At 62.6% G+C, this 13,050-nt stretch carries 10 protein-coding genes; 2 read left to right on the forward strand and 8 right to left on the reverse strand.

The window, feature by feature from the left end:
- Nucleotides 1–53 precede the first annotated feature (53 nt).
- The 7 genes from ACVWZA_RS08010 to traA form a co-directional block, all read right to left on the reverse strand.
- Nucleotides 54–2,198 (reverse strand): peptidase domain-containing ABC transporter, encoded by a 2,145-nt coding sequence (locus tag ACVWZA_RS08010; protein WP_457310665.1) that lies wholly within the window; start codon nt 2,196–2,198, stop codon nt 54–56.
- Nucleotides 2,195–3,424, reverse strand: a complete 1,230-nt coding sequence (locus ACVWZA_RS08015; protein ID WP_457310666.1) for an HlyD family secretion protein — start codon at nt 3,422–3,424, stop codon at nt 2,195–2,197. Before ACVWZA_RS08015 ends, ACVWZA_RS08010 begins: the two co-directional genes overlap by 4 nt.
- 154 nt (nt 3,425–3,578) lie before the next feature.
- Nucleotides 3,579–5,072 carry an ABC transporter permease gene (locus tag ACVWZA_RS08020; protein WP_457310667.1) on the reverse strand — a complete coding sequence of 498 codons (1,494 nt, stop codon included), beginning with the start codon at nt 5,070–5,072 and terminating at the stop codon, nt 3,579–3,581.
- The gene (locus ACVWZA_RS08025; protein WP_457310668.1) at nt 5,069–5,986 is read right to left on the reverse strand and encodes an ABC transporter ATP-binding protein; all 918 of its coding nucleotides are present in this window, start codon (nt 5,984–5,986) and stop codon (nt 5,069–5,071) included. The genes ACVWZA_RS08020 and ACVWZA_RS08025 overlap by 4 nt, the downstream gene beginning before the upstream one ends.
- Entirely contained in the window at nt 5,983–7,170 is a 1,188-nt protein-coding gene (locus ACVWZA_RS08030) for an alpha/beta hydrolase (RefSeq protein WP_457310669.1), read from the reverse strand. Before ACVWZA_RS08030 ends, ACVWZA_RS08025 begins: the two co-directional genes overlap by 4 nt.
- A 627-nt stretch (nt 7,171–7,797) precedes the next feature.
- Nucleotides 7,798–8,508, reverse strand: a complete 711-nt coding sequence (locus ACVWZA_RS08035) for a DUF6118 family protein (RefSeq protein WP_457310670.1) — start codon at nt 8,506–8,508, stop codon at nt 7,798–7,800.
- A gap of 9 nt (nt 8,509–8,517) precedes the next feature.
- Nucleotides 8,518–11,454, reverse strand: a complete 2,937-nt coding sequence (gene traA / locus ACVWZA_RS08040; protein WP_457310671.1) for a Ti-type conjugative transfer relaxase TraA — start codon at nt 11,452–11,454, stop codon at nt 8,518–8,520.
- 172 nt (nt 11,455–11,626) lie between these two features.
- On the opposite strand from traA, the gene ACVWZA_RS08045 reads away from it, so the two are divergent.
- Together ACVWZA_RS08045 and ACVWZA_RS08050 are read left to right on the forward strand one after the other, a co-directional pair.
- Nucleotides 11,627–11,932: a conjugal transfer protein TraD gene (locus tag ACVWZA_RS08045; protein ID WP_457310672.1), complete on the forward strand. Its 306-nt coding sequence runs from the start codon at nt 11,627–11,629 to the stop codon at nt 11,930–11,932.
- Nucleotides 11,933–11,954: 22 nt separating this feature from the next.
- On the forward strand, nt 11,955–12,191 hold the full coding sequence (locus ACVWZA_RS08050) for a conjugal transfer protein TraD (RefSeq protein WP_457310673.1): 237 nt from the start codon (nt 11,955–11,957) through the stop codon (nt 12,189–12,191).
- Nucleotides 12,192–12,199: 8 nt separating this feature from the next.
- Here ACVWZA_RS08050 and ACVWZA_RS08055 read toward each other — a convergent pair whose 3' ends face one another.
- Nucleotides 12,200–13,024: an NYN domain-containing protein gene (locus ACVWZA_RS08055; protein ID WP_457310870.1), complete on the reverse strand. Its 825-nt coding sequence runs from the start codon at nt 13,022–13,024 to the stop codon at nt 12,200–12,202.
- Between the last annotated feature and the right edge of the window lie 26 nt (nt 13,025–13,050).

Consider the following 13,050-nt stretch of genomic DNA (forward strand, 5'->3'; position numbering starts at 1 on the left):
CGGCTATCCGGCTGATCAGCAAGTTAAGTCCGCGTTAGAATCCGGGGATGGCCTCACTCTTCGGCGCCGGGTGCCACTTCAGGGTGCGAACGGGGCGGTATGAGGATCAACCTGCCCCCAATCAGCGCGTAGATCTTTTCCGCATTTGCGAGCGTCTCGGCGCGGTGGGCGATGATAATCCGGGTAATGCCCGCTGCCGCGATGGCGCGGTTGACCGCCGCCTCGTGAACCTTGTCCAGATGGGCGGTTCCTTCGTCCATGATCAGGAGGCTCGGCCGCCGGTACAGCGCTCGCGCGAGAAGAATGCGCTGTTTCTGCCCACCCGAGAGCGTCGAGCCCATGTCCCCTACCAGAGTCTCATAGCCCATCGGCATCTGCATGATGTCCTCATGGATCGAGGCATCTGTGGCCGCCTGGACAATTTGCGCCCGGTCGCTGGCTTCATCAAACAACGCGATGTTGTCCGCGAGCGACCCGCTGAAGAGGCTGTCGTCCTGCAGGACGGCCGAGACCTGTTCGCGATAGCTTCGGTGACCGAATCGGTCGAGCGGAAGGCCATCGAACAGTATCTCTCCGGAATAGGGCTCCAGGAGGCCGAGCAAGAGCTTCACCAGGGTCGATTTCCCGCCACCGGACGGACCGGTAATTGCGATGTGCTCCCCTGGCTGTACGCTGAGACTGACGCCATCCAGTACGAGTGGATCGGACGGGCTGTAGCGGTAGGTGACATTCTTGAGGTCGACATGGCCCTTGAGCTTCGTCTCCACATTGGCGCTGGCGCCAAAGCTGCTGTCCTCCGTCGATAGGGCGATATCCGAAAGGCGTTCGAGGTGAAGGCCGATCATGCGGAAGGCGATGGACTGATTGATCAGTGCTGTCGCCTTGTCCATGAACTGGGTCTTGAACGACATGTAGGCAAACACCATCCCCACACTGAAACCGCCGTCGATCACGAAGCGGATGGCCAGCCATATCGAGACAACGTTCTCCACACCGAACAGCAAGGTCTTGGCGACATCCTGCCAGATTCCGACACGGTTCACGCGGATGTCGGCGTTCACCGAGTCTGTGAGCCGCGATTGCCACTGCACATGTCTCATGGTTTCGCGGCCGAACAGGCGAAGCGTTGTCATGCCCCGCAGGGTCTCGATAAGGATCGACTGTTCCTTGCCTCGGGTGACAATGCTCTCCTCCTGCGCTTCGCGCTGATAGGGGAATGAGACCAGCCGGACGATCGCGTAGACGCCAAGCGCCACCAGACTGATGCACGCCAGCAACGGGCTGTAGAAGAACATCATCACGAGAGTCACGATCGCGAGAGAACCGTCCAGCAGTGCCCCCACCGCGCCTTCCGTGAGAAGCTTCTGGATCGGTATGATCGACTGGAAGCGGGAGAGGACATCCCCCACACTCCGCTTTTCGAACCAGTCTACCGGCAGCCGGAAAAGCCTTCGGGCAATGTTCGACGCGACCCCGAAGCCGAGAGACGAACCCGCCGACAGGAGCACGAATGAGCGCAGCAACGACGCACCGGCATTGATGGCGGCGAACAGACCGAAGCCGAGAGCAAGCACGGTGAGCAGGTCGCGATCAAGAGCTGGCAAAGCCGTGTCGATCGCCACCTGCATGTAATAGGGCAGCGCGATGATATAGGCCTGCATCACCAGACTCAGCAGCGCGGTCTGGACCATCGCTCGTTTGAGCCCGGTCATGCGATGCCAAAGCTGGGAGAGGCGCAGTGTCCGGCGCTCGGTTCCGCCGGTAAAAGTGGCGCTGGGCCTCAACTCGAGCGCGATGCCGGTGAAGTGGGGCGACAACTGGTCCAGCGTGTACCATCCGCTGCGACCGTCAGGGTTATGGATCAGCGCCTTGCCGGATTTGACGCGCTCCACGACCACGAAGTGATTCAGATCCCAGTGGAGGATCGCCGGCAGATGCAGATCTGCCAGCTTCTCAAGCGGGAGTTGCACGGCTCGCGGGGTCAGATTGATGCGATCGGCAACCCCCATCAGCGTCTTGAGCGTTACCCCGCGCAATGACGTCGCGAAACGCTGACGCAGCGTTTGCAGGTCGATGTCGAGCCCGTGAAAGGCGGCGATCATGGCCAGGCTCGCCAGACCACATTCCGCTGCTTCCGTCTGCCGTACCAGCCGCATGTGCGAGCGGGAGAACATCGCGAGATCAAGCATCTTGCTCATCGACGGCTCACGGCAAAAAGGGGATCGAAGAGGGTTTCGAGAAGTGACTGTTTCGCGGTGACGACGCGAGCCGTGAGGGTCATGCCGGGCCTCAACATCTCCTGCCTGCCATAGGCCGTCACGCTGTCCTGGGCGAGTTCGGCAGTCACCAGATAGACCGGGATCACGGTTCCGGACGGCCCGGGACGGTTGACGGTAAATCGCGCCACACTCGTGACGCGTCCGACGACGGTGCCGAAGCGCTGATACGGAAAAGCATCGATGGCAAGACGCACGTCCTGACCCGCCGTCAGGAATCCGATCGCGCTGGTGGGCACGTAGAGATCAACCCTCAGCTTGGCGTCGCTGGGAATGATGGCAAGAAGCGGTGCCTGGACGGTCGCCAACTGACCGATCCGGGCGGTCAACGAGGTCACGGTGCCCTTGATCGGCGACCGCAGGACATAGCCACGGGTCGCACCAGTGGTCGCAGTCTGTTGCGCCACGGCGGCTCGCGAAGAAGCAATGGACGACGCTTGCGCAGTCGCCTGCGCGCTCACCTGCTGAAACTGGCGGGATGTCTCGGAAAGGGCCGAGAGTTTGGTAGAGAGAGTTTGCTGGAGTTGGGAAAGTTGCTGCTGGCGCAGCATGACGGCTTCCTCTCGCTGGCGCACATCGTGTCCACTGATAAAGCCGCGGCTGGCTATCGGCCGCACCCTTTCCAGTTCGCTCTGAGCCGATGCAATGAGACTGTGTTGCAAGCTGATTTGATGTCGAAGCGTGCCGATTTCATCAGCGAGGCCGCGCTGCTGAACCTTGATCTGGTCGAGCTGGGCCGCTGCCGCAGACCCAGTCGCCATACTCTGAGCCGACAGGCTCCGATCCTCGTCGCGAAGGGCGTTGAGCACATCCGCTGGTGCCGTGCTGCCCGAAGATAAATCCTCTTCGGCTCGAACCGCCACCAGAGCATCGCCCCGGTTCACGGATTGCCCCTCCGCCACCGTTATGCCGGCGATGACGCCGCTCCGCGTGGGCGTTATCGACGCCACACCCTTGTCCGTTACGACCTCGCCGGGCACGGTTTCGGTTCGTGAATAGGTCGCAAGCGACAGGAAGACCGCAGCGCAGACCACGATAATCAGGATCAGGTACCCGATCGCCTGCCACGACATCGGCACGGCAATATTGATCGCGCCGTGCAAATGGTCTTCGCGTGCTTTCAGGGCTTCCGGCCGGAATAGTGACACAGCCCGATCCTAGGCCCGTCGCGCCGACTGACGTTGGCAGCCGTTGGTCATCAGATATTTCAACCAAATCCCCCTTTGCGCCGCTGAATCGCGACGCTCCCCAAACCTAGCCTGCTGCCTCGTAGCCGTTCTGGCGCGCGCGCTGCCCGCCGCGTCAGTCGCCGCTTCTGGACATGATCATTTCACCGATCGCCTTCAGCCCTGGTCTCTGGCCAGTACGCAGCAGGCTCGCGCGAAATACCTTGCCCAGAAGCCAGAACTCGATCGCGATGAAGCCAGCGAGGAGCAAAGCCGAGCCCCACAATTCCCACACCGGCACCCCCACCCCGATCCGCGCAAGCATGGTGAACGGCGCATATATCGGAATCCATGTCATCAGGCTGATCGCGGGTCCTCCGGTATTGGCGATGATGGCGCGGACCAGCAGGCTGAATGGCAGGACGATGACCAGGATGATCGGGGCAAGATAGCTCTGCGCGTCCCGGATGGAATCGCTCATCGCGCCAATCGTCAGGAAGATGATCGAGACCATGAGATAGCCGGCGATAAAGAAATAGCCCATCGCGAGGGCGGCCTGGATCGATGCCAGCGGAGCAAGTGCGGCACGGATGGTGTCAGCGGCAACGCCGTGGGTAAGGAACGCGGCCGCCACCGCGCACGCTACCCAGGTCGCCACCATCGTCAACCCGAGGGCGACCGTGCCGAGCAACTTCCCGAACAGGAGCTCTTGGGGGCTGATACACGCCAACACGGTTTCCAGCAGCTTGTTGGACCGTTCCTCCACCAGCCCCTGGAGCATCCAGGAGCCGGACAACATGAGAGAGGTGAGCAGCAGATAGGCTGCCGCAAGCGGCAATATCGAACTGATCGCCATCCGTTCGCGCCCGTGCAAGGCGCGGGACATCGTCACGCGGATGGCTGGCGACTGGTCAGTCGCAATCGACACCGTTTTGGCATCGACCCCCGCCGCCTGCAGGAACCGAAGCCGCAACTCGCGCGACAGGACTGATTGGACCGTGGCCATGAGATCCGCGTCGGGCTGCCCGTCGGACCACAATCCGACGACCGCCCCGGGGCGCCCGAAATCAGCCGGGACGTAGACGGCGTAATCCAGAGCCTTGTCACGGTCGCCGGAAGCGGGTTCGAAATAGGGTCGCAACGCCACGTCGAGCTGCGCCGACCCTGTTGCCGTCACCGTCGCGGGCGTCGCGACAACTTCGATGCGCGGCAGGGGCATATCGAAATCGGGCACCCCGGCCGGCGCTGTCCGCTTCATCGCAGCAATGGCCCCGTTGGCGCCGCCGTCTCGCACAAAATGCTGAACCTCGGCGTCACTGTACCACTGCCGGTGTCGACCCCAGACGGCGCCCGGCACGGTATGATCAAGATCGAATCGTTCCGAATACCGCGAAAGCGCGAGCAGCTGCCGGCGCTGCTCCTCCAGCGCGAACCGCTGTCGAAGAGCTTCCGTCACTTGGTCCGAGCCGATCAGCATGATTCTGTTTGCGCCGGGCTTGTCGAACAGGCGGGAGACATAGGGGCCGACAGCCAGGGCAGCTGGCAGAATCAACAGGGTGATCCAGAAACTGCGCGCAGCCGCGATCTGGCGGAACTCACGCAATGCGACGAGGAGAATCCGTGCGATCATTGCCGCGCGTCGCCGGGGCGAACGAGCTGGATGAACACGTCGTGGAGACTAGGCCGATGGTGCTCAAACCGCCTGAGCGCAAAACCGCGCGCAGTACATTCCTCGAGCACGGCTCCCGGCTCGACGCCGGGTGCCAGAACGACGACCCAGTCTGTCCACCCGTCCAGGGCAGGCCCCTCAGGTTCCGCGCCTGCCACGTCCGCCAAAACCGCAGGCGTATCGCGCGACGTCAAGGTTAGCCGCACCGGCATCCGCCCGCGAGCCTCTGCCTGCGTGCCTTCGAAGACCTTGTGGCCACGATCCAGAAGCACGAGGCGATCGCACAGGCGCTCGGCATGCTGCATGATATGCGTGGAGAAGATCACCGTGGCGCCGGCCCGCGACATGTCGAGAATGACCTGCTCCAACAGTTCCTGATTGATGGGATCGAGCCCGGAGAAAGGCTCGTCCAGCATGAGCAGGCGCGGACGGTTCACGATTGCCGTCGCGATCTGGACCTTTTGGGCCATGCCCTTGGAGAGTTTGTCGACACCTATTTTCGAAGATGAATCGAGCCCGAAACGGTCGAGAATGGCGCGCGCCTCGCTGCGGGCGGCGCTGGCGCTCATGCTCTTGAGCCTGCCGAAATACGTCACCGTGTCGAGAGCGGACATGGACCGATAGAGGCCCCTCTCCTCAGGCAGGAAACCGAGGTCCGCGCGGTTCTCGCGGCCGGGTGGTTTTCCTAGGACAGTCAGTCGTCCGGAAGACGGTCGGATGATGTCCAGGACCATTCGAAGCGAGGTGGTCTTGCCCGCCCCGTTACCGCCTAGAAACCCGAACACCTCCCCTTCGTTCACCGAAAAGGAAAGATCTGATACCGCGACATTGGTGCCGAACGATTTGGTTACGTGCTCAAGCAACAGCGCGGTCACGAGCTTGGCTTCTCCTTCGTGCTACCAGACTTTTCGCATGCACCGGCAGTATTCAAGGTGGCCTGCACGATCTGCTCAAGGGCGGACGCGTCAACCGGACCAAGCAGCGGATGAGTCCCAAGGGTATGTCCAAGGTCGGGCAACACCAAGGTGTTGAGACGCGCGTGGATGAGATAATCTTGGGCAGCAGCGATTTGCGGCACAGCCGGCGCCTGAGAATCGATCGAGCCGTACAACAGGGTCATTGGCCCGTCGAACGCAGCCAGTCGCGCAGCGACTGGCTGCCAGTCGGTGAACCATTGCTTCCACCAGCGATAGGAAGCGACCGGCTGACCTGGCGGCCCATAAGGGTCGCCGTCCTTGTGTGCTAACGCATCGGCGCGAACTTTCGCATAGTCGCCGGCGGCCTTTTGCGCGGCTGCATCCAGCTCGGCAATGGTGCGGCGTCCAGTCGGGTTGAGGGAGCCGGGTTGTGCAGGGTATATTCCCAGCGGCGACTTCCGCCAACCGGCGGCGATTTCGTCGTTCGTGACGACGCCATCCTTATCGGCATCCATGGACTTCATCGTATCGGCGTAGCGATGTACCATCTGCCACCAAATCGAAGACGCCGGGCTGTCCAAGAGCGCGCCCATTCCGACGATGCCAGCAGGCTGCAGCGAACCGCTTTCCACAGCGCGCGCGACCGTGAGCATTCCTTCTGAATGAGCGAATACCGTCAGGCAGACGTTCTTGAGCTCCCTCGCGCGCATTGCCGCTGTTGCGATCGCGACAAGGTCTCCGGCCTTGGTTTCCGGCGTGATGCCCCCCATCAGACCGGGATTGGAACAACCCGTCGGTCCCGGTGGCCCTGCCCCCTCCCCGCAACTGCGGCCGCGCTCGTCGAAGCGGATCACGGCAAGGCCAGCGTCTGTAAGGGCCTGCGCCAGTCGCTGAAAGATTAGATCGTCCGGCGTACCGGACATGCCGAATTTGACGTTGCGGTCGAACCCACCAGTACCTGGGACGAGCAGTACGACCGATCGCGGCGCCCTGCCCGAGGGAAGATCGATCTCTCCACTCAGCACCGTGCCGTCCGGGGCCGTGGCCGTCAGCGGTACAACCTGCGGGATTTGCGGTTGCGCGGCAACGGTGGCCGGCAACGCTGCAGCAAGGATCGTCAGAGAGGCAAACGCGGGTCGCATCGGAACTCCAGGTACATAGTATAATTTCCGGCACTGTCACCGGTAGGCGTCGAGTATTCTGGTCGCACCTGCTTGCTCGGACTGGCTGAGCGAACGGAGAGGCTGACGCGCGTCTTACGGGCCGCCGCGCGAACAAACTAGACAACTTAGGTCCATTAACGCCCTGAAAAAGAGCCAAGATGGATCGTTCTTGGTGCAGGACGATGGCTGGGCGAGCATGGCAGTGAGCGACATGTCCTCGCGATTGAGGACGATTGCGGATGCCCTGATCGAGCCGCTGGCTGACATGCTCGCTGCTCCGAGGAGCTTTGCTGCGACGCGGGAGCCTTCCATATTTGAGGCTGGGATTTATGCTTTCTCCCGCCGATGATAGAGTTCAATTATCGAACCCGTTCATGAAGTTAGGGGTTGATCTGCGGACAAAAGCGATTCAAAATGTGCCCTGACGGTTTTTAAGAACACTTGCAAATCGTTGATATTGTGAAATTTTTGAGCAGCACCCGTGCGTACGGTGCATTGCAATCTGTGCCCCCTGACGCCGAGCATTCCGCATAGAACGCTATTTCAGCATGGCGGCAAATAACAGCCGTCGATCCCGGCAGGCCTGTGCCAAGCGATCGCATCGTCTTATCGCCCTAACGTAATCGTGCATCGCACGGGGCGCTTCGCCTTGCTCGCGGCCTGTTCGCAGGTGTCGATGGTCTCGCGATTGTCGCGACGCATTTCGGCAGCATCTGCGATGGCCTGCCAAGCGGTCGGGCTGTCCGCGCGCATGATCCGGGTTCCCGCCTCCCATAAGGTCGGCTCGCCAACCATATGCCGCGCCAAACGCTCGGGCATATGCCAGCGCTGGGGCAGCGTACGTGCCACCACACCGGGAAGGAACGACCACAACAGGCACCCGGCCAGGACGCCGCCACCTGCGGCCCATAGAAGGTGCTTGAGCTGCTCATGCTTATCGCGAAGCACACCGACAAGGTCACGGATGATCCTCGCGGCTTCCTGATGGTCTTCCCGTGCTTCGCGAAGCGTCGCGCTGTCGGTGCGCCGGGATTTCTCCGCCGCCGCGTCCATTCGCATCGCCAGGCCTTCCGGGGTCAACAGCATCGCGGGTTTCTCGGCGATGCCGGCCAGCCCTTGCGCGATAGCGGCTAGCCGAATGTTCATCTGGCCCAGCGTGGCGCTGTAGTCCGGAATGTCGATGCTCGCCCGTTCGGCGGCCAGGTGCTCGACCGCGCGGGACATCAGGGCGATCCGGCCGTCTAGGCGCGCGAACGCCTGCGCGGCAGTTTCGCTTTCGGGTTCCGGCGCGTTCAACAAGGATTGCTCATCGGGCATTTCTTCCTCCTATCGGCTCATTCCAAGGCTGCGGGTCTGTTCGAAGGACACATGGTCCACGAGGTCGCGGGACAGGTTGCGGCCCATGTCGGCATCGATCCCGAATTCATGGCGTCGGGGGCGCAGCAGCGATTCCATCTGCGCGTCGCGCTCGAGGCTCTTCGCCATGCCCGCCATCTGATCGCCGACCTTGCGCGCGCCCCGGAAATCCCCGTCGCGCTGCAAATCCTCGCGGTGGCGCTGCAACTGCTGCCACCCTTCCACGAACTTGTCGGCACGTTGAAAGGGATCGGTGCGGATTTCAGCCTCAAGCTGCATCGCGCGCATTGCTGCCTGGCCGCGACCCTCTGCCGCCTCGCGGACAAGCTCAGGGCTGTGCTGGAAGGCCGCGCGAAGGTCGGTTGAGGCATGGGGCCGGATGGCGTCCAACGCCTCTCTGGCGCGCTCCAGCGCGTCGCGCTGGTGCGGCATGGCGGCCAAGCCCGACTCGCGCGTCAGCGTGATCTCATCGAGCGCCCTTGCATAGCGCTCGACCGCGCCACGCTGTCCACCAGCGCGCGTCGGCTCGTGCTTTGCCGCTTCCTGCCGCTCGGGTCGGAAATCTGCGAACATGTCCTGTTCGCGCGGCGCAGGGATCTTCGGCTTGAAACTGTCGAAGATCCCCCGCGCCTTCTCTGCCCCCACGCGGACGATCTCGGCAACGCGTTCGCGGAATGTGATCCCGCGCCGCTCCGCGAACGCCTGCGCCGGATCGACTCGTTCGTAATCGCTCGCCATGTCCTTGGAGCGTTCGCGCGATAGGGTGCGGACGAGCCGGGACTGATCGGCGAAGTCGTCGCGGCCATAATGAAGCTCGACGCCATCCCGGTGCCGGGAAAGAGCGACATAGCTTCCATGGGCGTCCATGCCCGGCGTCGCGAGGACATGCGCCCGGTCCACGGTCATGCCTTGAGCCTTGTGGATCGTGGCGGCGTAGCCATGATCCACGTGGGCATAATCCTTCGTATCGAACGCGACCGATCGTCCGTCATCGATGCGGACGGCCATGCTCTGCGGGCTGATTTGTTCGATGGTGCCTAGTGTGCCGTTCTTCACGCCAAGGCCGCGCTCGTTGCGCAGGAACATCACGCGGTCTCCGCACGCGAAATGCCGCTCGCCGCGCTCGACCTTCACCCGCACATCGTCGCCCAGCGCGCCTGCGTCACGCATGCGGCCCCGCGCCGCGTCGTTGAGGTCGCGCACCTCGGCATTGGTGTGGGTGAGGATGATGCGCGTGTCGTTCGGGTTGGCCTGCCGCTGACGGTCCCAGCGATCGACAAGTTCGCCGCGCGCGTCATCGCGTGTCGCGGCCGGATGGACCATACCGTGCTCGCCATAGTCGCGGACCGCCTCGCCGGTCCTGCCGATGGCCAGATGGCGTGTGGCGTCGCGCTGCCAGTCCTCGCGCTGGCGACGAACCTCGGTGATCTCGGCACCGCCATGACGCTCATGGATCGACCGGAACGCCGCGCCCGCTTCGATCGATTGCAATTGTTGCGGGTCACCTACAAGAATGACCTTGGCCCCGGCCTCGGCGGCGTGGGACAACACACGCTCCATCTGGCGCGTACCGACCATGCCCGCTTCGTCGATCACCAGCACATCGCGGGCGGTGAGCAAATCGCGTCCCAGCGCCCAACCATGCTCCATGCTGGCGATGGTCCGCGACCCGATACCGGAGCCGTTTTCCAGCCCCTCGGCGGCGATGCCCGACAGGGCGGCGCCGCGCACATTGAGGCCCGCCGCTTCCCACTCACCGCGCGCGATGCTCAGCATGGCGGATTTGCCGGTGCCGGCATAGCCTATGACGATTGCAAGCCCGCTTCGTCCTGTTATGCGCTCCAGCACGGCCTGCTGCTCTTTCCCGAGCACCAGCCCGTCACTCCCGGCGGCGGCCATTCTTCCCTCCCGGACCGCCGCCGGGAGACCATGTCCCGATTGCAACGCCAACCGATCGGCCGCCTGCTCAAGCCGACGTTCCGTCTCGATCATTTCGCGGCTGGTAAACCGATCTTCCCCACGCCCGTCCTGTCCCAATGCGATCGTGTCGGGCGAGCTGCGCACCGCGCTCATCGACGCGTCGAACTGCTCCTTGCCGTCGCTGTGACGGTGGACGAACATCGCAAGGTCGCGATTGGTGAACGTCGCCTGTTGGTGCGTGATCGCGTCCAGCGCGACGCGTGGTTCCGCGATGATCCGTTCGCCGTTACGCCGCGCGATATCCTGATGGTCTTCTATTCGCTCGGATACGAGTCCGCGCTCGCCCATGCGCTGCGCGGCGGGACCAATCTTGTCCTGCGGCTCAAGGTCGATACCTTGGCGCTCAAGGCTGCGGTGATCGATGCGCGCGTCGATATCGAGTTCGGCAAGGCGCTCATTGACGTGATCTGCCCATCGCTCACGCCAATGCTCGACAAGTTCGGTGCGGTTCCAGTCGCGCACCTTCGCGCCGAACCCGTCTTCGCCCACCTCGCGCATGGTGAGCATGACATGGGCATGGGGTTTGGCGAGACCGTCCGCACCGATGTCCCAATGCACATTGAGGTCGGCGACCATGCCGCGATCGACAAACTCCGCCTGCGCGAAATCGCGGGCAAGCTCGATGCCCTGCGGCTGCGTCATCTCGCGGGGAATGGCGAACTCCACCTCGCGAGATAGCTGCGCGTCCTTGCGCTTCTCGAACGCCTCGACATCATTCCACAGGCGTTCGCGGTCGTGCCATTCATCGGGCGCATTTTCGGGCAGCAGCACTTCGCTGTGCACGACGCCCGATTTGTTGGTGAAGTCATGGTCGCGATTGAGGCGCTCATCATGCAGCCGGTCGGCCGAACGATACGCAGCAGCCGCCACGGCACTGCGCCCGCTGGCGCGGCTGATGACCTTCACGCTGAAACGGTAGATCGCCATAGCGACATACCAACTACACTTCTGAGCGCACGTCGGCACGACGTATAAGCGCGCCCTCACACGAAAAATTCCTGTGAGGGACCGGGCAATACCAGACTGTCCCGGCGACTCTACAGCATTACGCCCTGCCCTCTATTATCATGGTCGCATCATCTCTCAATGGAGACTTTCGATGCGCAAACCCCGTGACTTCGATTCAGAACTCAAAGCCCTTGCCGACAAAGCGCGGCAACTCAAGGAGCGCCGGGTGCGTCAGCTTGGCGAACTGGTAGCAGCGACGGGTGCCGATACGCTCGACGCCGATCTTCTCGCCGGAGTACTGCTTGATGCCATCGTCATGAAGGATGCCGCGACAAAGGAGGGCTGGCGCAAGCGGGGCGCGGCGTTCTTTCAAGGCAAGGCACGAAAGCCTGCGCCAGGAACTAAACACCAGCCGAGCGGCACTCTACCGCTCGACGGCGGCGCGGCATCGGCTTGAGGCACGAAAGGCGCGAACCGACATGCGCGAATGGGTCGTGAAACGGCGCGAGCGAACGCGGCATCTGATCGAACTGGGCGGCCTGGTCGTGAAGGCGGGGCTGGAAGATCTGACCGATGATGATCGCGCCACGCTCTACGGCGCGTTCCTCACGGTGGCGGACAAGCTGCGCGGTGATGAACGCGCTAACGCCCTCGCCCTCTGGCAGCGCAAAGGCAAACGCGCATTCGAAGCCGAAAAAGAAACGGCGGACGACTGATCCCCGGCTTATCGGTTCGGTTGCGGCGTCCGGTCGATGTTGTGCTTGTCGGCAACATAACTCTGGCCATTTTCCGTCTTCACGATCTCGAACAGGCCGGTGGCGGCAAAGAGGGCTGGAAAGTTCTTCACGCCGTAGTTACGCGGATCGATCGGGGCTTGGCGTTTGGCGGCGCCGCCCGCTGCCGACATGGCAGCCCATCCGTCCTCATGCGCGGAGGCTTCCACAGCGCCGCGCAAGACAGTCACAAGCGCGGCATCCTGTGCCAAGGGTTTGGCCGTTTTCGTATCACCGGACGCTTTTGCCTTGGCAGCGGACTTCGGCTTGGCCTCGGGCTTTTCCGCTGGTTCAACTGAGGTCATGGCCTGCGCCGGATCGTCCAGGCTATCGAGAAAGAGGAAGGTCGTGCAGGCATTGACGAATGGCGCGGGCGTCTTGCGTTCCCCGAAGCCGTAAACTTCATGCCCATTGGCTTTCAGTTGCATCACCAACGGAGTGAAATCCGCGTCGCTCGATGCGAGGCAGAAGGCATCGGGCTTCTGCGTGTAGAGCAATTCCATCGCGTCGATCACCAGCGCAATGTCGGTCGCATTCTTGCCCGTCGAATAGCTGAATTGCTGAATGGGCCGGATCGCGAAATCGTGTAGTTTGTCCTTCCAGTTCTTGAGGCCCGAGCTCGCCCAATCGCCATAGGCGCGGCGAATGTTGGCCGTGCCGTATTTGGAGAGCTCTGCCAAAATTGCCGCGATCTTGCTGTGCGACACATTATCGGCGTCGATCAGAAGTGCGATCCTGCGATTCGATGTGCCGCGCGGGCGTTCCTCAATATCCATTGGTCCGTTCATGCCTTTCGATCTCG

The sequence above is a fragment of the Sphingomonas sp. UYAg733 genome (assembly GCF_054057355.1).

Bases quoted from the DNA above. Each gene is read 5' to 3' on its own strand.
- ACVWZA_RS08010 (WP_457310665.1), bottom strand. From the start codon at position 2,198: ATGAGCAAGATGCTTGATCTCGCGATGTTCTCCCGCTCGCACATGCGG.
- ACVWZA_RS08020 (WP_457310667.1), bottom strand. From the start codon at position 5,072: ATGATCGCACGGATTCTCCTCGTCGCATTGCGTGAGTTCCGCCAGATC.
- ACVWZA_RS08030 (WP_457310669.1), bottom strand. From the start codon at position 7,170: ATGCGACCCGCGTTTGCCTCTCTGACGATCCTTGCTGCAGCGTTGCCG.
- ACVWZA_RS08035 (WP_457310670.1), bottom strand. From the start codon at position 8,508: ATGCCCGATGAGCAATCCTTGTTGAACGCGCCGGAACCCGAAAGCGAA.
- traA (WP_457310671.1), bottom strand. From the start codon at position 11,454: ATGGCGATCTACCGTTTCAGCGTGAAGGTCATCAGCCGCGCCAGCGGG.
- ACVWZA_RS08045 (WP_457310672.1), top strand. From the start codon at position 11,627: ATGCGCAAACCCCGTGACTTCGATTCAGAACTCAAAGCCCTTGCCGAC.
- ACVWZA_RS08050 (WP_457310673.1), top strand. From the start codon at position 11,955: ATGCGCGAATGGGTCGTGAAACGGCGCGAGCGAACGCGGCATCTGATC.
- ACVWZA_RS08055 (WP_457310870.1), bottom strand. From the start codon at position 13,024: ATGGATATTGAGGAACGCCCGCGCGGCACATCGAATCGCAGGATCGCA.